Below are 21,176 nucleotides of genomic sequence, written 5' to 3'. Positions count from 1 at the left end.
TGGCCTCTACGCATCATGCAAGCTGGCTATGAAGCTGTTGAAGCTCTCTGCGACGGGGTGAACATTCATTTCCACTGACACCAGGACGACCTTGGGCTCGTCTCGTGACGTCCTATAGTCGAAGCACAAGTGCTCGCTACCGGGGGTCATCGCGAATGGATAGATCCCGGGCGGAATGTGCGGCTTCAAGATGCTGTACGAGTCACGGATGGCGTATTCCTTCTTGGTTGGATCCGTGATGACGGTCAAGAGAACGCTCATGACGTCCTTGACCTTGCCTATATCGAAGACGCATGGACGGGGGGTCATCCCTTGGCTCGTCGAAATGAGCTTCTTGTATTCCTCGGGAAGCTTCACGTTCCACTGCTGCTCGAGCAGTAGGATTTCATGAGGAGTGACTGGACGAGGTGCATCCCAAACATAGGGGGTCCATCGAATTCTACTTGTCATTGGCCTCCTCCCCAGATCGCCATTCCTCCTGTATGAGGAGCGGCGAGCTTGTGCTTTCCAAGTGGGATGAGCTGCATCCGCCCAACATCCTGGTGGTGGTGCCAGGAATAGCCGCTTGGCGGAACCATCGACGTCGATAGCTCCTCAATCATTTCGCGATTGAGGCCGAGGTCCCTGGCCAAATGGGGAGCTTGCTTGAGGGCTTGGAAGAGCTTCTGGTTTGCCGCTTTGTAATGTGCGAAGCGGTTCCCACTGCCAATGTGGATGTCATCCAGAATGGTTTCGAACTTCGTATCGAATTCAGGGAATCCATCGGTGTCAAAGCGGATGGTGTTTTCGCCGTTGTTGATTGTCTGTCCGGCGCGATTCCTTCCGAGATTGGCGATGGGATTGGGCGGGGTCCTCGTGCCCGGATAGGGCAGGATCTTCCCGTCCTCGGTGAACTTGGGTTTCCTCCACGCCTCGATGAATTTCAGCCGGTACTTGCCCGGGTCGCTGACCTGGGTCGCTTTGCCGGGCGAAGCCTTGTTTCCGCCGTCGTTCGTACCCTGGGAGGCCATGGCGAGGGCCCCCGGAGCCAGCGTCAGCGTGAGGCTGGCCTGGCCCACCGCGACCTGTCGCACCTGCCCCACCGCGGCCAGTCGCATGCCCAGTTGCATCTTGGCGGTGACGGTCGCTTGCGTAGCGCCGGGCAGCCTCGGCGGTCCCATCACCTGGTTCGTTGTCGAGCCCAGGGCCATCGTCGCCAGCATCACCAGCAGGCGTCCCGCTTGTGCTCCCATCACCTGGCCGAAACGCTCGCCCGCCTCTCGCACCTCGGCGAAGGTGCGTGCTTGCTCTGTTTCCCGCTCCAGTCGCGCCCAGCCCTCCAGCAGGCTCCACACCGTGTCCAGCCCCAGATACGCCACCATGAGGCAGGTGAAGGTGATGGCCGCCGTCTGGGTCACGGGATTGGGGAGCACCAGCATCGCCAGGTAGCCCGCCATGGCGGACATCACCAGGGAGTGCAGGGCCACCGGGTCCACCATGTCCGTCCACACTCCCACGGCTCCCTCCCACACCGAGCCCAGGGAGATGGACAGTGCCAGCGTGCGCCGTGCCTCGGCTCCTAGGAAGGCGCCGTTGCCCAGCAGCGACAGACAGTCGCCCGGGGTGCCTCGGCGCTCGCACCAGCCGTGATAGCTTCGCGTCATCGCTGCCCGCTCATCGTCTTGTCCGGACCGGCCCCAGGAGATGAGCGCCAGCCGCTGCCGGGGCGGGGTGGGGAGCTCCAACTCGACCACCAGCCTCGCCATGGTGGCTTCGAACAAGGCCTCGGTGACTTCCACGGGCGCTCGACGCGGAGGGGTGAACGTCCGTGGCGTACCTTCTCCTGTCTCCAGGCGGACCTGGACGTTGGAGCCACGGGGGGCTTGCTCGTAGGAGGAGACCGCGGTGCGTCGTCCACTGTCCGTTGCGCAGGCCGCGAGCAGCAGGCAGACCAGCACTCCGTGCATGCGCCTCATGTCGGCACCAGATTGGCGAAGAGTGGCGTGAGTGTAGCCTCCGAGGCGCTCCAACGAGCGCTCATCCGCCAGGCAAGCACTCGTCCGAGCTGGCCCCGTTGGCGCACCGCGTCACGGTGCCTACCCATACGGTATGGACGCCATCGCTCTTCTGAAACAGGACCATGCTGTTATCCAGAAACTCTTCAAGCGTTACGAGACGCTCAAACACCGAGGGGACACGCAAAAGAAGCAGGAGATCGCCAGGCGCGTCATCCTGGAGCTGTCCATCCACGCCGCCATCGAGGAGCAGATCTTCTATCCCTCCGTGAAGGTCCACGACTCGCGGTGGGTCGCGCGGATCGACGAGGCCCTCGAGGAGCACCGGGTCGCCAAATGGGAGCTTGCCGCGCTCCAGAAGATGTCCCCGGAGGACTCGCGGTTCGATGCCAAGTTCGCCGTGCTGGTGCAGAACATCCTGCACCACATCGAGGAGGAGGAGAACGAGCTCTTCCCCAGCCTGCGCCGTGCATTTGAGCAGGAGGAGCTCGAGGCCATGGCGGACGCGCTCTCACTTGCGAAGCGGGCCGTGCCGACACGTCCGCACCCACGGCTCCCAGATGAGCCTCCGGGCAACCTGGTGATGCCGCTGGTGGCTGTTGTCGATCGGAGCCGGGACCTCATCACCGAGCTGGTGGAGCGGAGCCTGGCCTGGGTGCGGCAACTCGTCGAAGGGGGCCGCGAGCGCACGCAGGAGTTGGGCGTGGAAGCGCGACGTTGGGCGTATGAGGCCCCCGGCCAGGCGATGAAGGTCTCCAGCGATGTGCTCGAGGAGACCCAGGATGTGGCGCGCGATGCGAGCCGGCGGGCCCGGCGCATGGCGGAGAATGCGGCGAGTGATGTCGTCAACCGGGTGGCGGAGGTGACCGACGGTGAACAGCCACGTCGAAAGACCACGAGCATCCGCCGCTCGGCGACGGCTCGGGCGGGAAGGTTGAAGGGCAGCGTGACCCTCCAGGCGAGCGCCCCCGCCGGAAGGACCGCGCGTCAGCGCTCGGGTGGCAAGGCCAAGCGGACGAGCAGCCAGGCCAAGAGCTCGAAGCGTTCGTGAGCGAGACCCGCTCCACCCCTGGGCCCACTCAGGGTGCTGGAGCTCCTCACGACAGGTTGGGGACGGGAGGCGGCTTGTCGTGACCGGGCTGTTGCGCACCGCGTTGTGGACTGGACGTGAGGGTGTCCTTTTCCTGCCGTGGTGCGCCATGGGGCGAGGGGAGTGCTAACCTGTTGACGGGTCGGCGTATGGGGCGGGAGCGCTGACGTCGGAAACAGTGACGCAGTCGCAACAGTCCGGAGGGACGGGTGGGCACGCTCCTGAAAGGCGGAATCGTCGTCGAGCTCGAGCCAGCATGTGTCGAGCGGGTGGACCTGCGCATCGAGGGTGAGCGCATCGTGGCCCGGGGTCCCGACCTGCGGGCGGCGCCGGACGACGAGGTCATCGCGCTCTCGGGCAAGCTGGTCTTCCCGGGTCTGGTGAGCTCGCACCAGCGGCTCCACGCGAGCCTGGGCCGCGGCATGCCCCGGCCCAAGCTGGAGGGCTACCAGGAGCTGCTGGAGAAGGTGCGCTGGCGCTACGAGGACGCGCTGGACCTGGACGCGGTGCAGGTGGCCGCGACCGCGGGCGGCCTCGAGGCGCTCCAGTGTGGCACCACCACGCTCTTCGACCTGCACTCCTCGCCCAAGGCGGTGCAGGGCTCGCTGCTGCGGGTGGGGCGCGCGCTGCACGAGGTGGGCGTGCGCGGGGTGCTCGCCTACGCCGTGACGGACAGACGGGGTGCGGTGGGGCGCGAGGAGGGGCTGGAGGAGACGGTGGCCTTCACGCGCAAGGCGCGCGGGCGGCTGCGTGGGCAGGTGGGCTCGGCGCCGCTCTTCACCGTGGGCAGGGAGGCCCTGGAGGGGCTGGCCGAGGCGGTGAGGAGCACCAGCTCGGGGCTGCACGTATCGCTGGCGGAGGATCCGCTGGACGAGAAGCTGTCCACGGAGCGCTTTGGGGCCGCGCCGGTGACGCGGCTGGTGGACAGCGGGCTGCTGTCGCCGCAGACGCTGCTGGCGCACGTGGGGCACCTGTCGTGGCCGGAGCTGGCGCAGCTGCTGCCCACGGGCGCGTGGCTGGCGCACACGCCGCGCTCGAACATGGAGGCCGAGGTGGGCTATGCGCCGGCGCTCAAGTTCGGCCACCGCGCCACGTTGGGGGCGGACAGCGTGAGCGCGGACATGTTCGCCGAGGCGCAGGCGGCCTGGTTGCGCTCGCGTGACGCGGGGCAGCCCATCGACGTGCTGCGCTACCTGGCCAATGGGCAGCGCCTGGCCTCGCAAGCCTTCGGGGTGCAGGTGGGAATGATGCGCGAGGGCGCGCTGGCGGATCTGCTTCTCATGGACTACCAGCCGGCCACCCCGCTCACGGCGGAGAACCTGGCCTGGCACGTGGTGTTCGGCCTGGGCTCGCGCCACGTGGAGTCGGTGATGGTGGACGGTGTGTGGCGCGTGTGGGCGCGCCGGCCCCTGTCGGTGAATCCGTCCGTGGTGGCGGAGCAGTCACGCGAGGCCGCGGCGGCCGTGTGGGCGCGCATGGGCGAGAAGTGATAGCTTTTCGGGCATGCTCATTCCCACGCTCGTAGCGGGCTTCCTCGCGGGAGCCTCCCCTCAGGTCGGGGACGTCGCGCCGGACTTCACGGTGGAGGACACCGCCGGCAAGTCGTACACGCTGTCGGAGATGGTGAAGGAGGGCCCGGTCATCCTGGCCTTCTTCCCCAAAGCGTTCACAGGTGGTTGAACGCGCGAGCTCTCGGCGTACCGGGACCGGTACGCGGATATCGAGAAGCTCAACGGCCAGGTCCTGGCCGTCAGTACGGATGACAAGGAAACGTTGGCGAAGTTCAAGGAGTCGTTGAAGGCGCAGTTCCCGTTCATTCCCGATCCGGACGCGAAGCTGACGAACCTCTATGAGGTGAAGACGCCGGTGTTGAAGCTGGCGAATCGTTACACGTTCGTGATTGGCGAGGAGCGCAAGGTCCTCAAGGTGGAGTCCGGCAAGGACGCCATTGATCCAAATGGGGCCATCGTGTCCTGTCCCCTCCGCAAGCCGAAGGCGGACGCGGCGGAGAAGGACGCGGGCAAGAGCGCGGAGCCCAAGAAGTAGCGAGTGCCCGGGTTGAGGGGACCGGGGCCTTCGGGTTCCGGTCTCCCTCTCCCTCGCGTGAGCGCTCCCGCCTCGCGTCGGACCTGAGCAAGGACGTTTTCACGTCACGAGAACAACCTGTCGGGTACCAGGCAATAGAAGCGTTGCCGAGTCGGCAGGAGCAGGGGTTTTCCGTTCATCAGCCGCTGCTTGGAGAGGCCCCCCGCCTGTTACAGGCACACGGGTGTGTTACCGCCTATATCTATGCGCGACCACCCATCGTCCCTCCCCACCGTGCCCGCGCGCCCGAGCGCAGCCGGGGAGGTGCGTCGCGTGCTCATGACCACCGGCACCTCCGGTGGCGTGTGGACGTACGCACTGGAGCTGAGCCGGGCGCTAGGCCACCGGGGAGTGGCGGTGACATTGGCCACGATGGGAGCACCCCTCACCTCGGCGCGGTGGGCGGAGGTACGGGGCGTGCCGGGGCTCTCTGTCGAGCAGAGCACCTGGAGCTTCGAGGGACCTGGGAGCACCTGGGAGGACCTGGAGGCGGCGGGGGAGTGGCTGTTGGAGCTGGAGGAGCGGCTCCAGCCGGACGCGGTGCACCTCAATGGCTACTGCCATGGCGCGCTGCCGTGGAGGCGTCCGCCGCTGGTGGTGGCCCACGATTGTCCGCTCTCCTGGTGGGAGGCGGTGAAGGGGGAGCCGGCGGTGGAGGCGGACGTGCGCTACCGCTGGGAGGTGACGCGGGGCCTGCGCGCCGCGGGCCACGTGGTGGTTCCCACCGCCGTCATGCGGGAGGACCTGGTGCGGCACTACGGCCCCCTGGGCCCGGCGAGTGTCATCCCCCACGCACGCCGCCACGAGGACTTCCCGCCCGCCCAGGTTCGCGAGCCCTTCATCCTCGCCACAGGCCGGCTGTGGGACGAGGCGCGCAACCTGGAGGTGCTGGAGACGGTGGCGCCGCGGCTGAACTGGCCCGTGTTCGTGGCCGGTGAGCTCCAGCACCCTGCTGGAGGCGAGGTGCGTGCGCGCTACGTGCGCCCGTTGGGGAGACTGCCGCGCCGGGAACTCGCCGGGTACATGGGGCGGGCCTCCCTCTTTGTCATGCCCGCGCGCTACGAGCCCTTCGGCCCGGCGGTGCTGGAGGCCGCGCTCGCCGGGTGTGCGCTGGTGTTGGGAGACATCCCCTCCCTTCGCGAGGTGTGGGAGGGCGCGGCCGTCTTCGTTCCACCTGACGACACCGACATGCTCGCGGGAGCCCTGCGGCGGCTGGTGGCGGAGCCCGTGCTGTGCAGCCGGATGTCAACCCTTGCACGGACGCGTGCATTGGAGTTCTCCCCGGATCGCATGGCCAGTGCCTACCTTGGGCTCTACGCCGACCTGGACCGTGTGTCCGGGGTGGCGTCCCCCGCCCAGCCCCAGCTGGCGCGGGCGACCTGACCGGGGATTGTCGGCCGGTAAGCATTGCCACGGGAACCGGGCGTGAGGCCGGGCTGAGGGACCGGTCGAGGGAGAGGATTTAGATGAGCAGCCACGGACTTCGGATCGCCTTCTTCGGCGCGAGCCTTGTCTCCGCCTGGTGGAACGGGGCCGCCATGTACTACCGGGGACTGCTCCGGGCGCTGCATGCACGTGGTCACCGCATCACGTTCTACGAGCCAGCCCTGCCCGAGCGGCAGCGCCACCGGGACCTGCCGGTGGCTCCGGACTACGCAACGGTGGTGATGTACTCGGCCGAGGGGACGCAGGGGCTGGAGCGGTGTCTGGAGGACGCTCGGAGCGCGGATGTGGTGGTGAAGGCCAGCGGTGTGGGCGTCTTGGATGACTGGCTGAACGCTCGGGTGTTGGAGCTCAGGTCCGGTACCACCCAGGTGGTGTATTGGGACCTGGACGCTCCGGTCACCCTGGAGCGGATGGCGGGCAACCCGGAGGATGCCTTCCGGGCGCTCGTGCCCTGCTACGACCGCATCTTCACGCAGGGCGGTGGGGACGCGGTGGTGCTGGCCTACCGCGACTTCGGGGCTCGCGAGTGCATTCCCGTGTACAGCGCGGTGGACCCGGATGCGCACCACCCGGTGGGACCGGAGCCGCGCTTCGACTGTGACCTGGTCTTCATGGACGACCGGCTGCCGGATCTGGAGCGGCGCGTGGAGTCCTACTTCATGCGCGCCGCGGACTTGTTGCCGGACAAGCGCTTCCTGCTGGGCGGCGAGGGCTGGGGGGAGCGGTCGCGGCCCGCCAACATGCGCTACCTGGGCCCTGTCCCGCTCCGGGATCACAACGCCCTGAGGGTGAGCGCGCGCTCGGTGCTCGACGTCAGCCGCGATGGCATGGCGCGCTTCGGCTTCTCTCCGGCCCCGCGTCTGCTCGAGGCGGCGGCCGCGGGCGCGTGTTTGATCACCGACCCCTGGGAGGGCATCGAGCTCTTCCTGGAGCCCGGGCGCGAGTGTCTGGTGGCGCAGGACGGTCTGGAGGTAGCCGAGGCGGTGCTGTGTCTCACGGACGAAGGGGTGCGCCAGCTGGGAGAGGCGGCGCGCCGCCGGGTCCTGGCCGAGCACACGTACGCGCATCGGGCGCTGCTGGTGGAGCAGGCCTTGGGCCATGTGCCGGGGCCGGGCACTGTACGGAAGTCCGTGGCTTGAGCCGAACGTTACGGGGAAGGCCGTTCACAGGCCTGGCCTCCACCGGGTCTGTGTGGAATTGACCTGCCCGGGTGAATTCATGCTCTTCCGCGTGCGTTGCGCCTAGCATGCGCCCCCCGTCTTTGAGCAACGCAGCGGGGTCGTTCGGAAACTCATGGCCAAGGCACCCAGGAAGAGCCCTGAGGGGCGTCGAGGCGCTCGCTCTGGGGACGAGCGGGCTGCCCTCCTGCGGCGTGTGGCCGAGTTGGAAGAACGCGAGGCCCATGCTCGGCAGATCCTCCAGAAGGTGGGCGTCTCCATCTGGGAGGAGGACTTCTCCCAAATCCAGGAGGCGCTGAGCGCGCTGCGGCGCCAGGGCGTCCAGGATGTGCGCGCCTACTGCGCCGAGCACCCGGACTTCGTCCGCCAGGCGGTGAGGCTGGTGCGCGTGGTGGACGTCAACGACACCTCGCTGCGGATGTTCCACGCCTCCAGTAGGGAGGAGCTGCTCGGTTCACTGGAGCGCATCTTCCTGCCGGAGACGCTGGAGGTCTTCATCGAGCAACTGGTCACGCTGACAGAGGGCCGCTCCTTGCTCCAGGCGGAGTCGGTCGTGCGGACGTTGGACGGCCAGCGCATCGATGTGTTCTTCACCTTCACCTGGGACGCGGTGGTGGGGCGGGCGGACCGAGCGCTGGTGACGCTCATGGACATCAGCGAGCGCAAGGCGGCCGAGCGCGCCCTCCAGGAGAGCGAGACGCGCTTCCGCAACATGGCGGACCACGCACCGGTGATGATGTGGATGACGGACGCGCAAGGCTCGTGCGTCTACCTCAACCGGCATTGGTACGACTTCACCGGCCAGACGGAGGCGACGGCGCTGGGCTTCGGGTGGCTGAACGCCCTTCACCCGAATGATGTCGAGTCGACGCAGGCCATCTTCCTGGACGCGAATGCGCGGCACGTGCCTTTCCGGTTGGACTACAGGCTGCGTCGCGTAGACGGCGAGTACCGCTGGGCCATCGACGCGGCGTCTCCCCGCTTCGGGCCGGGCGGCGAGTTCCTCGGCTACATCGGCTCGGTCATCGACATCACCGAGCGGCGCCGGCGCGAGGATCTCCTGCGCTTCCTGGTGGAGACGGGCACGACGCTGGCCTCCTCGCTGGATGGCGCGGCGACGCTCACCTCCCTGGCGCGGCTCGCCGTCCCCTCGCTGGCGGACTGGTGCATGGTGGACCTGGTGGAGGAGGACGGCTCGGTGCGCCGGGTGGTGGTGGCGGTGGCGGACCCAGCGGATGCGCCCTTGGCCGAGGAGGCCCGCCACTTCCCAGCCCGGATGGATGGCAACCCCGGCCACCCTCCGACGACGGCGCTGCGCGAGGGGCGCTCGGTGCTGCTGTCGGAGGTGGAGCCCGATCTCCTTCCCCCCCTGGCGCATAATGACGCGCACGCCCGGACGATGGCGGCTGTCCGCACCATCTCCTTGATGTCCGTCCCCCTGATGGCCCGCGGGCGGACCCTGGGTGTCCTCACCTTCCTTTCCACCGCGTACTCGGGGCGACACTACGGCACGGCGGAGCTCGCGGCGGCGGAGGATCTCGCCCGACGCGCGGCGCTCACGGCGGACAACGCGCGGCTCTATCGGGACGCGCAGCGCGCGGTACGGCTGCGCGACGAGTTCCTCTCCGTCGCCAGTCACGAGCTGAAGACGCCCCTCACGCCCCTGTCACTCAAGCTGCAGGTGCTCGTGCGCGAGGTTCAGGCGCGGTGTGAGGCGCCGTTGGCGCAGCGTCTGCTCGGGCACCTGGACGCGTGCCGTCACCAGGTGAAGCGGTTGTCGGAGCTGGTGCACGGCTTGCTGGACGTGACGCACCTGAGTGAGGGCCAGCTGTACCTCGAGCGGGAGGAGGTGGACCTGGTGGTGCTGGTGCGGGAGGTGGTCGCGCGCCTTCAGTCCCAAGCGGAGCGGACCGGGAGCCCCTTGATGCTGGAGGCGGAAGGGCCCGTGGTGGGGCAGTGGGACAGGCTGCGGTTAGAGCAGGTGGTCTCCCATCTGCTCTCCAATGCCGTCAAGTACGGCGCCGGCCACCCCGTGTCCATCCGCGTCCAGGCCACGGGGGCGCGTGCCCATCTGGTGGTGAAGGATCAGGGCATCGGCATGGAGCCGCAGATGCTGGCGCGCATCTTCGAGAAGTTCGAGCGGGGTGTGTCGGAGCGGCACTATGGCGGGCTGGGACTGGGGCTCTACGTGACGCGGCAGACCCTCCACGCCATGGGGGGGACGGTCTCCGTGGAGAGTGCCCCGGGCAAGGGGGCCACCTTCACGGTGGAGCTGCCCCTGCGGCAATCACCCGCCGCATCCTGAGTCAACCCACCAGCGACGGTGCCTCGGGGCGGGGTGCGACCTCTTGGGGGCCCCGCTTCTTGCGCTCGAGGTACCAGCGGCGGAAGGCCAGCGTGGCCCGGTCTGTCGCCACGCTGCGCTCCTGGGACACCGGGGGGACCTCAGACGGAGCGCTCGACTCCACCGAGGCCCGGTCCTCGCGCAGGACGCTTCGGGTGAAGGCATCGAGCACGGCCGCGAAGGGCTGGAGCTTCAGGAAGTCACGCGCGGTCACCTGGAGCATCCGCGTGTGGTGCGCGTCCACCGGAATGCACCACATGTGCAGGCGCAGGAGCCGGTCCGGGATGGGGACGGTCAGGCACATGCCGTTGGGCCGCATCCAGTCCAGGTCCGCTTCCGCGGGCCCTCCCTCCAGGCGCCAGGAGGTGCGGAAGCCCGTGGGCGTGGGGCTCACCTCCATCTCCATCTTCGAGTCTTTCGTGATTCGCCGGCGCACGCCCATGCCGATGGTGCGCCGGTGCACAAAGGGCAGGTGCGGTGCGTCCAGCATGTTCTCCATTGGCCGCGTCCAGTGGGCCTTCCACGTCTCGGCGTACATGTGCACGCGCACGCCCTTGCGCTCCAGCGCCTCGGGGAAGGGGGGCTCCTCCGGCGCCTCGGCACCGGGACGCGTGTAGAGCCAGATGAGGCCGCCGCGCTCGCGGACGGGGAAGGCGGTGGCGGAGAAGCGCCGTCGCTTCTCCTCGGGCATGGGGTTGAGCGGGATGTGCGAGCACGCCCCGCCCGAGGCGAAGCGCCACCCATGGAAGGGGCACTCCAGGCACCCGTCCTCGCCCACCTTCCCCAGGGACAGCTTCACGCCTCGGTGCGGGCACTGGTCGTGCAGCGCCGACACCCGGCCCTCGTTGTCTCGGAAGAGCACGATGCGCTCCGAGGCCAGCGTCAGCCCCAGGGGCTTCTTTCCAACCTCCCGGGACATCGCCACCGGTGTCCACACGTCCGCGAAGCCCTCTTGGGCGAACCCGTCCAGCATTGCGCTCCTCCAGCCCGTACCGACCTGGATAAAATATCCTGGTTCGTCTACTCAATTTCAAGCTGAAGAATGGGCAGTAGGAGGGGAGGCTCTCAGGATGGTGGATTTCCTACTCCACACGGGTTACTCAGCGCGCATGGCCCGGGTGAAGGGGAGCCGCAACGCGGACTACGAGAAGGAGCGCAGGCGCCTGTTGGAGGCGGTTCGCGTGCGCCTGCTCGAGGCGGATGGGGCCCAGGCGAGCTTCCGACAGCTTGCCGAGGTGGCCGGGGTGAGCGTGGCCACGCTGCGGCACTACTTCGGCTCGCGCGAGGCCCTGCTGGCGGAGGTCATGGTGGACATGCACCGGCTCGGCATGCCGCGGCTGCTCTCCGTGGCCCTGGAGGTTGAAGGCCCGGTGCGCGAGTCGCTCCGGTGGTTCCTCCAGTCTCTGTCCAAGGGCTGGCGCGTGGGCTCGGTGGGGGCGGTGCACGCCTTCGGGCTCACCGCGGGCATGGGCCACCAGCTGCTGGGGCCGGTGTACGTGAAGGAGTTGCTGGAGCCCACGCTCCAGGCAGCGGAGGCGCGCCTGTCCCGCCACATCGCGGACGGGGAGCTGCGGCACTGCGACGTGCGCCATGCCGCGCTGGAGCTGGTGTGCCCGGTGGTGCTCGGTCTGCTGCACCAGGTGCAGCTCTCGGGGGCGAGCTGCCGGCCCCTGGACGTGGATCGCTTCCTGGAGGACCACCTGGAGACGTTCCTCCGTGCCTATGCCGTGTCCCCCGCCACCGGGTGAGGGGATTGATAGCTTCCCCCTATCAGGGAGATGGCGAAGTTGTATTGGTACTATCAGTCGCCGGAGCGCATCTTTCCGTCCGTGTGAGGCCGACGTGTGTCGGTTGTTGATGGACTGGGAGGACGTTCATGACCGCTGCAGCCCTTGCTGGATTGGGATCGGGTGCGTTCCACGCCGTCTCCGGCCCGGACCACTTGCTGAGCCTGGCGCCGCTCTCCGTCGGGGGGGGCCGGAGGGCCTGGCGTGTGGGGTTGCTGTGGGGCATGGGTCATGCGCTCGGCACGCTGCTGTGCGCGGCGGCGGTGGTGCTGGTGGCCGCGGCGCTGGACCTCGAGGTGCTGCAGACGTGGGGAGATCGGCTCGCGGGGGCCGCGCTGCTGGTGACGGGGGTGGTGGGGCTGCGCCGCTGGCTGCTTCATCGCTCGCCGAGCGGGGGTGCGACCGCTCCGAAGCAGGGTGGGGCGACGGCCTGGAGCACGTTTACCATTGGCCTCATCCACGGCCTGACGGGCGCCGCGGCGGTGCTGATGCTGCTGCCCGCGGCGGTGTCCGACTCGCTGGTCTGGCAGGCGCTGTTTCTCGGAGGGTTCGTCTTCGGCAGCACGGTGGCCATGGCGGCCCTGACGGCGGCCCTGTCGGCCAGCTCGCGTGCCATGCCGAAGCCCGGGGTTCTCTTGCGCAACGTGCCCGCGGTGGCCTCGTTCGGCTCGGTGATGCTCGGGGGCTGGTGGGTGGTGGCGTGAGGTTGGTGTGCCCACTGGCCGGGACCGCCGTGTAGCATCCCGGTGTGCGCATCTCCGGAGTACCGCTCATTCCCCGTGGAGCCTCCTTGCCGGTATGGCCTCCACTCCTCGCCACGCGGGGGCCGGGCGGAAGCAGCACGGGCCACGCCCACCATGCCATGCACCTCGTGCTGGGGCTCGACGGGCCGTTGCGCGTGCGTGCCGGCCTCGGGCCCTGGAGGGAAGTGCCCGGGGTGCTGACGGCGCCGGACGTCCCCCATGCCATCGATGCCGCGGGCCGTGAGGTGCTGCTCGTCTTCCTCGACCCGGAGAGTGAGGCGGGCATGGCGCTCGGCTCCTCTCTCGAGGGCCCCTTCCGTGTCCTCTCCGCCGAGGAGCGCGACCTGCTCGCCCGGGATGCCGAGCCGATGAGCCTCATGCGTGCCGAGGGCGTTGCGTGGACACATCGGGTCGTCGAGGTCCTCGGCGCGGGCGCGGCGTCCTCCCGGCGCGCCGTGCATCCCCGTGTGCGAAAGCTGCTCCGGCTGCTGCGCGACCTGCCCTCCGATGGGGACACGTCGCTGTCTGCCCTCGCGGCCGAGGTGGGGCTCTCCCCGGGGCGCCTGATGCATGCCTTCACGGAGTCCATCGGAATGCCGCTGCGGCCCTACCTGGCCTGGCTCAGGCTCCAGCGCGCGGCCGCGGCCATCGTGTCGGGCGTGCCCCTGGGCGAGGCCGCCCATGCCGCGGGCTTCTCGGATGCCGCCCACATGACGCGCACCTTCCGGCGCATGCTGGGCATGCCCCCCTCGGTGCTGCGGCCCACGGCGCAGCCAGCTCGTTCAAGACAGCGGCGCGAGGGCACCCTACATCCAGGGCATGAATGAGCGAACCGAAGGACTTCTCTCCTGGCAGTGGAACCTCTACCCGGACAACCACTGCGATCGCCGCAACCTGCTCCTGCATGCGCTGACGGTGCCGCTGTTCCAGCTTGGCACCGTGCTGCTCGTCACCTCGCCCGTGACCTCGCCCTGGCTGGCCCTGCCCGGTGTCGTGGCCATCGTGAGCGCGCTGGCGCTCCAGGGCCGGGGTCACCGCTTCGAGACGGTCTCGCCCGTCCCTTTCCGAGGCTTCTTTGACGTCGTCGCGCGGCTCTTTGTCGAGCAGTGGGTGACGTTCCCCCGCTTCGTGCTGTCGGGTGGCTTCGCTCGGGCATGGCGCTCGGCGCGCAACGCCGCCGCGTCCGTGGCCTGAGCTCCGGTGGAAGTCCGCCCCTCGCTCAGCTCCGCGAGCCTGCTCCCGGGGCTCGCAGCAGCTTGCGCATGGTGGCACTCGTCAACGACGCCAGGTTGTCGGGAGTGAAGCGGAACCAGAAGCCGACGTAGCTGCCGTTGGTCCGGAACTCCGGGTTGACCGTGGCGTAGGCCCTGGCCGCGGGTCTGTTGAAGTAGTCCGGCGAGAAGCGGCCCAGTGTCTCGGGCTTCATGTAGATGTTCACGAAGAACAGCCCGCGCTCCTCGTCGACACGGAAGTGGCTCTCCTCGGCCAGGGTGCGGAAGGCCTCCCGGAGGGCGTTGCCTTCCTCGGTGCGTGGGTGGGGATCGAAGATGTGGTACCGGGCGAGCGCCTCGGTGATGGACACGAAGCCGAACAGGCTGGCGATGGACAGGCGGTAGTGGCGGCTGCGCGGGTTTCGAAGCTTCTCCTGGACGAAGAACGTCAGGCCGGAGAGCAGGTGCAGGCCGCGATTGCGGAACTCGGGGAGGATCCGCAGCTTGCCTCCGAGGATGATGCGGCTCCGGGGCAGCCCGATGGGCGCCGTCTTCCAGAACTGGAAGCCGACGATGCTCCGCGTGTCCGTGCGGCGGAAGATGTGCACGACCTCATTGGACAGGGCGTGCACGCGGAAGTGCTCCAGCTCCTCGGCCATCAAGCTGTTGGAAACGGCGTGCAGCTCCCGGATGAGGGCGTCCGAGAGCACCTCCCTGCGGACGATCTCCATGTCGACCGCGGGCGAGTGTCGCGAGAGGCGGAGCAGGTGCTGGAGCATGGGGGGATTATCTACTTGTGGGGAAGCTGCTCCATGATCTTTTCGAGCGCCCCCGAGCGCTGGAGCCACACCATGAAGGTGAAGTTGATGGTGTTGAAGGCCGCGTGAGCGAGCATCACGGAGGGTAGGCGGGAGCGGTGGATGAAGACGAAGCCGAAGTACGCCCCGAGCACGGCGGTCTGGGCCGCCGCGAGGGTGCCTTGGTAGAAGTGCCCCACCCCGAAGAGCACGGCCGAGAGCAGCACGGCGGCATGCCAGTGACCCAGGAGCACCCGAATCCTCGGGACGAGGAAGCCCCGGAAGGTGAGCTCCTCGAAGCTGGCCACGAGCACCATCGCCGCCGCGAAGACCGGCACGCTGAGCCCCGTCTCCACGAGCGCGGTGGCCACCTCCTTGCGCGCGAGCATCTCCTTTCCGGTGAGCTTCAAGAGCGCGCCGAGGGCGGCGAGCGGAATGGCGGCGGCAAGGGTGACGGCGTATGCGCCGAAGATGACGGGGATGCCGAGGAGGAGCTCTCGTCCCAGCCCCTCGCGAACGAGGCCGAGTTGTGCCGGCCCCTGCCCATCCCGCCAGAGCAGCAGCGCCACGAGCAGGCACATGCCGAGCGCGCGGATGCACAGCCACGTCATGGCGCCGGGCCTGAAGGGCCCCGTTTTCTGGGCGGGCCCGACCTGGACTGTCACCTCGCGCGTCTCTCCCTTTCGCTCGAGGGTGAAGCGGAGGTCGGTGCTGGCGCCTCCTCCCGCCGTCTGGATGCGCTTGCGGAAGTCCTCTTCGGGGTTTGAGGCCGACAGGGGCTCGCCCTGCACTGCGAGGATGCGGTCTCCCACCTCCAGCCGTCCGTCCGCCGGACGCCCTGGCTCCACGTGGGTGAGCTCAACGACCTTTCGCGCGGCCTGGCCGGCCTCTTCCTGCGAGACACTCGTGTGCCGCACGCCCAGGCGGGGCGGTGGCACGGACCCTTCTCCGAGCCAGGAGCCAGCCATGGCCGCGCCGAGCGCCAGTCCGAAGAGGAGGACACAGCCGATGGCGCGGCCCCTCTGGCCCGAACGCCACTCCGTCCAGGGACGCAGGAGCAGGAGCCCCCAGGCCGCCAGGAGGCAAGTGAGCGTGAAGAGCGGCGCCCTTCCGAGCGCGGCGAGGTTCGCTGGGAGGAACACGGTGACGAGCACGAGTGCCGCCTCGGCCAGCGCTCGCCGACGTGAGGGTGCGTTCTCGCTGAGCAGTTGGGGATTCGGCGCCGGGGGCATGGTTCCTCGGAGGGAGTTCGCAGCAAGCTACCCTTGCTTGCTCCCCAGCCCGCCCAGATTTCCGCCTCGCACACCTGGCGCACAGTGATGACGTTTGACGGGTGGACAACCAGCCGGCGCGGGCGCGGCTCCCGCGACGACAGGAGCGAGACATGAGCATCCGTGACGACAAGAAGGACCTCAACGCGGCGGGCGGGCCGATTCCCGCTGATCGCTATCGCGGCCAGGCGGAGCGGGTGGCGGACGCCGAGGACCACGACGCGAAGAAGGTGGACAAGAAGCTCACGGACGAGCCAGGGCCAGACTTCCGCGTGGCCTCGGGCGGCGAGTCGGAGGAGGAGCACGCCTTCACCACGGACTCGCCTCGCTGGGGCGAGGAGGGGACTTCGCGCGAGGACCGTGGGTACCCTCGCGAGGGCGGGGAGGAGCGCCGGGTCAGTGATGAGCCTCCGGAGCGCAACATCAACCCTCGCAAGTGACGGGGTCTGGACTCTAGACCCTCACCCCGACCCTCTCCCAGAGGGAGAGGGAGTTAGTTGGTGGCCTCGGTGGTCGCCACGGGGTGTTCTCCGTGTGCGTGCTGGCGCGCGTGTCGCGTGGAGAGGAACCTCCGCACGAGCGCGCGTGTCAGCAGCCCGCAGGTCTGACTCCCTGGCGTCCCCTGCACGGGCAGGGCGTCCACGTCCTCCTGGTCCATCAGGCGCAGCGCCTGGGCCAGGTCCGTGTCCGGTGAGAGCAGCGGCACCTTGCGCGCCAGATCGCTCGCGACGAGCATCGGGTGCAGCACCTCGTCGCGCCAGATGTCGCGGAACTGGTCCACCTGCACGATGCCGTACAGCTTCCCGTCCCCATCGAGCACGGGCAGCGTACCGCTCTCGGTGGTGAGCACCTGGTCCATGAGGGGGCGCAGGTGCATGTCGGCGGGCACCGGGGCCAGCTCGCGCATCAGCGCGCGTACCGGCGTGGTGGCCAGCAGCTCCGCGTCCGTCTGCGTCTTGGGCGCCTTGCGCTCGGTGAGGTAGTGGCAGAGCGCCGAGGCGATGGTGCACGTCACCATGAGCGGCAGGATGATGGCGTGGTTCGCGCTCAGCTCGTAGAGCATCATCATCCCAGTGAGGGGCCCTCGGGTGAGCGCGGCCACCGCGCCGCCCATGCCCACGATGGCGTAGGCGCCGCTGGGCCCGGTGCTGTGGGGGAAGAAGTAGTGCACCAGCGTGCCGAAGGCGCCGCCCACCATGGCCCCCATCACCGCCGAGGGGAAGAACGTGCCACCCGAGCCACCCGAGCCCAGCGTGATGGCGGTGGCCACCAGCTTCACGCCGCACGCTGTGACGAGGAAGACGAAGCTGAGCTGCCCAATGGCCGCCAGGTTGATGTAGTCGTGCCCGCTGCCCCACACGGTGGGGCTGAGGAAGGCGAGCACGCCCGCGCACAGTCCGCCGATTCCCGCGCGCAGCGGCAGGGAGCGCCGGCCGAGCCACGCCGACATCTGTCCTTCCACCCGTCCGCCGAAGAAGTCCTCCGCGTTGTGCAGCAGCCGCACGAAGGCGTACGCGAGCAGGCCGCACAGCAGCCCCAGCCCCACGTAGCAGATCACCTCCCAGCCGCTCACCAGCTCATAGCCGAGCCGATCGTTGATCATCGGCGCCGCGCCCATGGTGCCGCGGCTCACCAGCGTGCCCGCCACGCTGGCGAGGATGATGGGCGAGAAGACGCGCAGCTCGAACTCGCGCAGGATGATCTCCATCGCGAACACGGCGCCGGCGATGGGGGCGTTGAAGGAGGCGGAGATGCCGGCACCGGCGCCGCACGCCAGCAGGACGGCCAGCTCGCGGCGGGAGAAGCCCAGGATGCGGCCCACGGTGGAGGCGAAGGCGGCGCCCCCATAGACGATGGGGCCCTCGCGTCCGGCCGAGCCTCCGCTGCCGATGGTGATGGCGCTGGCGATCAGCTTGAGCAGGCCGCGCTCCCCGGGCAGCTCCTGGTTGCTCTTCACCGCGCGCACCACCTCGGGCAGGCCGTGGCCGTGCGTCTCCGGGTAGTCGCGCAGCAGCCGCCCCACCAGCATGCCGCCCAGCGGTGGCGCCACGAGGAAGATCCACCAGGGCAGGTGCGGAAGGACTTCCGTCACGTGGTGGGCGTTGCCGAAGGCGCGGTTGAGCGCGGTGAGGGCCACCAGCGGGTAGTAGAGGGCGAGCGCGCCCAGCACCAACAAGGCCAGCAGGCGCAGCCGGCGCTTCACTTCATCTCGGGGACCGCCGGGCTCGATGATGCGCGCCAGCAGCAGGGCGCCGACGACCAGCGGGACTCCGATGATGGCGTGCTCGGGGTGCCATTGCGCTTTGGCCAGCGCATCCCAGACCGACAGCAGCGTGCGCGAGCCGGGGCGGCGCAACGCATCGCCTAGCCAGGCGGCGCTGAAGGTGACGCCGCTCACCAGCCCGATGAGGTTGGAGAAGATGCCCGCGGCCAGGCCGCTGTAGAGGCCCACCACTGCTCCCGCAATCGGCAGCACCGTGGGACCAGGCAGGCGGATTCGGTTGAAGGCCTGAAGGCTCGAATAGGTGAAACGCCGCAGCGCCTCGCGAAGCGAGACGGAGAGGGGAGGCGGAGGCTCGTCCTTCATTTGGAGCCCATACTAAACGCCTCCTCTTGGCAAACTTCAAGGTACTTGAAGTTTCAACACTCTGGCTGCTGGCGGGGGAGGAGGCATGCCCCTCCGCACCCGGCCGGCAGTCCGCGGCTCAGGGGGCGTGGGTGTGCGTGGGTATGCGCGAGCGCACCAGCAGGGCCAGCCCACCGAGCAGCAGCCATGGACCCACATGGGAGGCCATCAGGTGCGGGGCGCTTCCGTCCGGGCAGTGCACGTGCAGCAACAGCAGGCCCACGGCGCCGGCGGAGAGCCCCGCGGCCACCGCTCGTGCGGGTTGGTACGCCGAGCGCCGCAGCATCACCAGGGCGGCCAGCAGCGGCAGCGCCGACAGCAGCATGTGTGTCCGCGCGCACCCGATAGCGCCCGCGAGGAAGCTCCTCACGGCCAGCCCCGAGCCCCCCAGCACCACGGACAGTGCCACCACCGCCGTGCTTGTCCCCACCAGCCCCCATGCCACTTGCCGCGTCGGTGCCAGCGCCACCACGGCCCCGCCCACCATCGCGAGCCCCACGAGCACGGCCAACCCCACCACCACACCCAGCGGCGCTGAGTTCAGGAACAAGCCCACCCGCGTGAATCCCAACCCCCCTAGCAGGGTCATGCTCACGTACACCCCGATCAGCACCAGCACCTCGTGCCACCAGGGGGTCGCCTTCGGATGGGCCGCCAACTCCTCCAGTGCCTGGGTCCGCACCGACTCCAGCGCCGGCGCGGCCGACGGAGCCTTCGCCGCCGGGGCGGGTAGGCCCTCCAGTGCGCCGAAGCTCTCCATCAGCGCGCGGCACTCCGCGCAGGAGGCCACGTGCGCGGCCAGCTCCGGCGGGAGTGGCTGGCCCAGACTGTCCAGCACGCGCGAGCACTCGGGACTCATGTGTTCGTCTCCTCCCTCAGGGCGGTCAGCAGCTCGCGCAACCGCGCGTAGCCCCGGTGCGCCCGCACCTTCACCGCGCTCTCCGTGAGCCCCATGGACTCGGCGATCTCCGCGAAGCCCATCCCCTCGAAGCGGTGCAGGACAATGGGGATGCGCTGTCCCTCGGGCAGTTGCGCCAGGGCCCGCTGCACGGCGTGCTCGAGCCCCATGTCTCGGGCCGCTGGCTCCTCCGCGGGCACGCTGGTGGGCAGCTCGCCCTCATCCGTGAGGTCTTCGGGACGTTTGCGCCGCTGCCAGTCGCGCGCCGCGTTGGTGGCGATGGCGTACAGCCACGGCTTCACCCGCGCGCCCGCCTGGAAGCGCCCGCGCGCTCGCACCAAGGAGAGGAAGGTCTGCTGCGACAGGTCCTCCGCCGCGGCGGGGCTGCCCGTCAGCCGCGCCAGGTACCCGTGAATGGGCCTCGCGTAGCGCTGGAAGAGGGCATCGAAGGCCCGGGCATCGCCCTGACAGAAGCGCGTCATCAGTCTCTCGTCCGACTCACCGGCGGCCGGAGTGGGCGCCGGTTCATCAGCGGTACGCGCGGGGGCGATGCCTGGTTTCAGCGAAGGGGGCGACACGGTGGTTCCGGGGGAGCGAACTCTACCCCGGAGCCGTTGCTTCCGCCCCCTCTACTACTGACGCTTGAGAAGCGCCTGGGGGGACGGCGCGGAGGTAGGCAGGCTGTCGGCCGCGGCGGCAATGGCCTCGCGCACCTTCTCCTCGGCGGCCTTCATCTTCTCTTCGGCGGCCTTCTTCCGGGCGGCCACGGGGGCGAACCAGGGGATGCGCACCGGGGCGTTCAGCGCCGCACGCTCCTCCGGCGTGTACTTCAGGTACACGTTCTTCACCTGCTCGGAGGGGGTGCGCAGGTCGCTCACCAGCCCCACCCAGGAGAGCGCCTTGAGCGAGTAGTAGCTCAGGTCCACTTCCCACCAGAACCAGCCCTGGTTGGCGGTGTTCTGGTAGTAGTGGTGGTTGTTGTGCCAGCCCTCACCCAGGGTGATGAGCGCCAGGAACCAGTTGTTCTTGCTGGTGTCCGTCGTCTTGTAGCGGCGCTTGCCGAACACGTGGCTGAGCGAGTTGATGGTGAAGGTGCCGTGGTAGAGCAGCGCGGTGCTCACGAAGAAGCCCCACACCAGCATCGAGAAGCCGCCGATGAAGTAGAGCGCCACGGCCAGCAGCACGCCCGGCACCACGTAGAACTTGTTGAGCCACACCAGCTCAGGGAAGCGCGCGAAGTCCTTGATGCTCTCGTAGCGCGTCTCGTTGTACTTGTCGCAGAGGATCCACCCCGTGTGGCTCCACCAGAAGCCCTTCTGGAGCGGCGAGTGGATGTCCTGCTCCTGGTCCGAGTAGCGGTGGTGGTGGCGATGATGCGCCGCCCACCAGAGCACACCCTTCTGCACCGCCAGGGTCCCCGCCAGGGCCAGGAAGAACTGGAAGCCACGGCCCGCCTTGTAGGCGCGGTGGCTGAAGTAGCGGTGGAAGCCGGCGGTGATGCCCCACATGCGGAAGATGTAGAGGCCCACGCATACCGCGACGTCCACCGGACGGGCCCCCGTGTAGAACACGAAGAGGCACATCAGGTGCACACCGATGAACGGGATGGAGGACAGCCAGTTGATCTTCTCTTCCTGGGCCGGTGCGGAGGTTTGTGCGGTCAAGGGAGCCTCGGTGCTGAATCAGACCGAGCGGGAAAGTGCTCA

The 21,176-nt window shown here is 68.8% G+C and carries 20 protein-coding genes; 11 read left to right on the top strand and 9 right to left on the bottom strand.

Going from position 1 to position 21,176, the window contains the following annotated elements:
- Positions 1–6: 6 nt before the first annotated feature.
- Both F0U60_RS44610 and F0U60_RS44605 read right to left on the bottom strand, forming a co-directional pair.
- The gene (locus tag F0U60_RS44610) at positions 7–450 is read right to left on the bottom strand and encodes an SMI1/KNR4 family protein (protein ID WP_395809467.1); all 444 of its coding nucleotides are present in this window, start codon (positions 448–450) and stop codon (positions 7–9) included.
- Entirely contained in the window at positions 447–1,955 is a 1,509-nt protein-coding gene (locus tag F0U60_RS44605; RefSeq protein ID WP_395809465.1) for an HNH endonuclease, read from the bottom strand. Before F0U60_RS44605 ends, F0U60_RS44610 begins: the two co-directional genes overlap by 4 nt.
- A gap of 133 nt (positions 1,956–2,088) precedes the next feature.
- Here F0U60_RS44605 and F0U60_RS44600 point away from each other — a divergent pair, with 133 nt between their 5' ends.
- From F0U60_RS44600 to F0U60_RS44575, 6 genes are all read left to right on the top strand, one after another.
- On the top strand, positions 2,089–3,045 hold the full coding sequence (locus F0U60_RS44600) for a hemerythrin domain-containing protein (protein ID WP_395809463.1): 957 nt from the start codon (positions 2,089–2,091) through the stop codon (positions 3,043–3,045).
- 248 nt (positions 3,046–3,293) lie between these two features.
- On the top strand, positions 3,294–4,574 hold the full coding sequence (locus tag F0U60_RS44595) for an amidohydrolase family protein (RefSeq protein ID WP_395809461.1): 1,281 nt from the start codon (positions 3,294–3,296) through the stop codon (positions 4,572–4,574).
- A gap of 13 nt (positions 4,575–4,587) precedes the next feature.
- On the top strand, positions 4,588–5,130 hold the full coding sequence (locus F0U60_RS44590) for a peroxiredoxin (RefSeq protein ID WP_395809459.1): 543 nt from the start codon (positions 4,588–4,590) through the stop codon (positions 5,128–5,130).
- A 318-nt stretch (positions 5,131–5,448) separates the two neighbouring features.
- Positions 5,449–6,552: a glycosyltransferase gene (locus F0U60_RS44585; protein WP_395825723.1), complete on the top strand. Its 1,104-nt coding sequence runs from the start codon at positions 5,449–5,451 to the stop codon at positions 6,550–6,552.
- An 83-nt stretch (positions 6,553–6,635) separates the two neighbouring features.
- The gene (locus F0U60_RS44580) at positions 6,636–7,754 is read left to right on the top strand and encodes a glycosyltransferase (RefSeq protein WP_395809457.1); all 1,119 of its coding nucleotides are present in this window, start codon (positions 6,636–6,638) and stop codon (positions 7,752–7,754) included.
- Between the two features lie 154 nt (positions 7,755–7,908).
- Positions 7,909–10,098: an ATP-binding protein gene (locus F0U60_RS44575; RefSeq protein ID WP_395809455.1), complete on the top strand. Its 2,190-nt coding sequence runs from the start codon at positions 7,909–7,911 to the stop codon at positions 10,096–10,098.
- A gap of 1 nt (position 10,099) precedes the next feature.
- Here F0U60_RS44575 and F0U60_RS44570 read toward each other — a convergent pair whose 3' ends face one another.
- The gene (locus F0U60_RS44570) at positions 10,100–11,110 is read right to left on the bottom strand and encodes a Rieske 2Fe-2S domain-containing protein (RefSeq protein ID WP_395809453.1); all 1,011 of its coding nucleotides are present in this window, start codon (positions 11,108–11,110) and stop codon (positions 10,100–10,102) included.
- 97 nt (positions 11,111–11,207) lie between these two features.
- On the opposite strand from F0U60_RS44570, the gene F0U60_RS44565 reads away from it, so the two are divergent.
- From F0U60_RS44565 to F0U60_RS44550, 4 genes are all read left to right on the top strand, one after another.
- Positions 11,208–11,885 (top strand): TetR/AcrR family transcriptional regulator, encoded by a 678-nt coding sequence (locus F0U60_RS44565; protein WP_395809451.1) that lies wholly within the window; start codon positions 11,208–11,210, stop codon positions 11,883–11,885.
- Between the two features lie 128 nt (positions 11,886–12,013).
- Positions 12,014–12,628: a hypothetical protein gene (locus F0U60_RS44560; RefSeq protein ID WP_395809449.1), complete on the top strand. Its 615-nt coding sequence runs from the start codon at positions 12,014–12,016 to the stop codon at positions 12,626–12,628.
- Positions 12,629–12,714: 86 nt separating this feature from the next.
- Complete coding sequence (locus F0U60_RS44555) at positions 12,715–13,494, top strand: AraC family transcriptional regulator (protein ID WP_395809447.1); 780 nt, start codon at positions 12,715–12,717, stop codon at positions 13,492–13,494.
- Entirely contained in the window at positions 13,487–13,861 is a 375-nt protein-coding gene (locus tag F0U60_RS44550; RefSeq protein ID WP_395809445.1) for a terminase, read from the top strand. The genes F0U60_RS44555 and F0U60_RS44550 overlap by 8 nt, the downstream gene beginning before the upstream one ends.
- A 25-nt stretch (positions 13,862–13,886) precedes the next feature.
- On the opposite strand, the gene F0U60_RS44545 is transcribed toward F0U60_RS44550, so the two are convergent.
- Both F0U60_RS44545 and F0U60_RS44540 read right to left on the bottom strand, forming a co-directional pair.
- Positions 13,887–14,657: a hypothetical protein gene (locus F0U60_RS44545; RefSeq protein ID WP_395809443.1), complete on the bottom strand. Its 771-nt coding sequence runs from the start codon at positions 14,655–14,657 to the stop codon at positions 13,887–13,889.
- Positions 14,658–14,668: 11 nt separating this feature from the next.
- Positions 14,669–15,907 carry a type II CAAX prenyl endopeptidase Rce1 family protein gene (locus F0U60_RS44540; protein WP_395809441.1) on the bottom strand — a complete coding sequence of 413 codons (1,239 nt, stop codon included), beginning with the start codon at positions 15,905–15,907 and terminating at the stop codon, positions 14,669–14,671.
- 152 nt (positions 15,908–16,059) lie between these two features.
- On the opposite strand from F0U60_RS44540, the gene F0U60_RS44535 reads away from it, so the two are divergent.
- Positions 16,060–16,386 (top strand): hypothetical protein, encoded by a 327-nt coding sequence (locus F0U60_RS44535; RefSeq protein WP_395809439.1) that lies wholly within the window; start codon positions 16,060–16,062, stop codon positions 16,384–16,386.
- Between the two features lie 53 nt (positions 16,387–16,439).
- On the opposite strand, the gene F0U60_RS44530 is transcribed toward F0U60_RS44535, so the two are convergent.
- The 4 genes from F0U60_RS44530 to F0U60_RS44515 form a co-directional block, all read right to left on the bottom strand.
- A complete protein-coding gene (locus tag F0U60_RS44530; RefSeq protein ID WP_395809437.1) occupies positions 16,440–18,533 on the bottom strand; it encodes a chloride channel protein in 2,094 nt (697 codons plus the stop codon).
- 118 nt (positions 18,534–18,651) lie between these two features.
- A complete protein-coding gene (locus F0U60_RS44525) occupies positions 18,652–19,431 on the bottom strand; it encodes a DUF1109 domain-containing protein (protein WP_395809435.1) in 780 nt (259 codons plus the stop codon).
- Positions 19,428–19,952 carry an RNA polymerase sigma factor gene (locus F0U60_RS44520; protein WP_395809433.1) on the bottom strand — a complete coding sequence of 175 codons (525 nt, stop codon included), beginning with the start codon at positions 19,950–19,952 and terminating at the stop codon, positions 19,428–19,430. Before F0U60_RS44520 ends, F0U60_RS44525 begins: the two co-directional genes overlap by 4 nt.
- Before the next feature lie 150 nt (positions 19,953–20,102).
- On the bottom strand, positions 20,103–21,134 hold the full coding sequence (locus F0U60_RS44515; RefSeq protein WP_395809431.1) for an acyl-CoA desaturase: 1,032 nt from the start codon (positions 21,132–21,134) through the stop codon (positions 20,103–20,105).
- Positions 21,135–21,176 lie beyond the last annotated feature (42 nt).

It is taken from the genome of Archangium minus (assembly GCF_044360475.1).
Taxonomy (GTDB): domain Bacteria; phylum Myxococcota; class Myxococcia; order Myxococcales; family Myxococcaceae; genus Archangium; species Archangium minus.
Note: the sequence above shows the minus strand (reverse complement) of the source record. Positions and strands in the feature narration are given on the sequence as shown.

What these genes read in the sequence shown, in the direction of transcription:
- F0U60_RS44610 (WP_395809467.1), bottom strand. Translation starts at nt 450, where the DNA reads ATGACAAGTAGAATTCGATGGACCCCCTATGTTTGGGATGCACCTCGT.
- F0U60_RS44605 (WP_395809465.1), bottom strand. Translation starts at nt 1,955, where the DNA reads ATGAGGCGCATGCACGGAGTGCTGGTCTGCCTGCTGCTCGCGGCCTGC.
- F0U60_RS44600 (WP_395809463.1), top strand. Translation starts at nt 2,089, where the DNA reads ATGGACGCCATCGCTCTTCTGAAACAGGACCATGCTGTTATCCAGAAA.
- F0U60_RS44585 (WP_395825723.1), top strand. Translation starts at nt 5,449, where the DNA reads ATGACCACCGGCACCTCCGGTGGCGTGTGGACGTACGCACTGGAGCTG.
- F0U60_RS44580 (WP_395809457.1), top strand. Translation starts at nt 6,636, where the DNA reads ATGAGCAGCCACGGACTTCGGATCGCCTTCTTCGGCGCGAGCCTTGTC.
- F0U60_RS44575 (WP_395809455.1), top strand. Translation starts at nt 7,909, where the DNA reads ATGGCCAAGGCACCCAGGAAGAGCCCTGAGGGGCGTCGAGGCGCTCGC.
- F0U60_RS44570 (WP_395809453.1), bottom strand. Translation starts at nt 11,110, where the DNA reads ATGCTGGACGGGTTCGCCCAAGAGGGCTTCGCGGACGTGTGGACACCG.
- F0U60_RS44565 (WP_395809451.1), top strand. Translation starts at nt 11,208, where the DNA reads ATGGTGGATTTCCTACTCCACACGGGTTACTCAGCGCGCATGGCCCGG.
- F0U60_RS44560 (WP_395809449.1), top strand. Translation starts at nt 12,014, where the DNA reads ATGACCGCTGCAGCCCTTGCTGGATTGGGATCGGGTGCGTTCCACGCC.
- F0U60_RS44550 (WP_395809445.1), top strand. Translation starts at nt 13,487, where the DNA reads ATGAATGAGCGAACCGAAGGACTTCTCTCCTGGCAGTGGAACCTCTAC.
- F0U60_RS44545 (WP_395809443.1), bottom strand. Translation starts at nt 14,657, where the DNA reads ATGCTCCAGCACCTGCTCCGCCTCTCGCGACACTCGCCCGCGGTCGAC.
- F0U60_RS44540 (WP_395809441.1), bottom strand. Translation starts at nt 15,907, where the DNA reads ATGCCCCCGGCGCCGAATCCCCAACTGCTCAGCGAGAACGCACCCTCA.
- F0U60_RS44535 (WP_395809439.1), top strand. Translation starts at nt 16,060, where the DNA reads ATGAGCATCCGTGACGACAAGAAGGACCTCAACGCGGCGGGCGGGCCG.
- F0U60_RS44530 (WP_395809437.1), bottom strand. Translation starts at nt 18,533, where the DNA reads ATGAAGGACGAGCCTCCGCCTCCCCTCTCCGTCTCGCTTCGCGAGGCG.
- F0U60_RS44525 (WP_395809435.1), bottom strand. Translation starts at nt 19,431, where the DNA reads ATGAGTCCCGAGTGCTCGCGCGTGCTGGACAGTCTGGGCCAGCCACTC.
- F0U60_RS44520 (WP_395809433.1), bottom strand. Translation starts at nt 19,952, where the DNA reads ATGACGCGCTTCTGTCAGGGCGATGCCCGGGCCTTCGATGCCCTCTTC.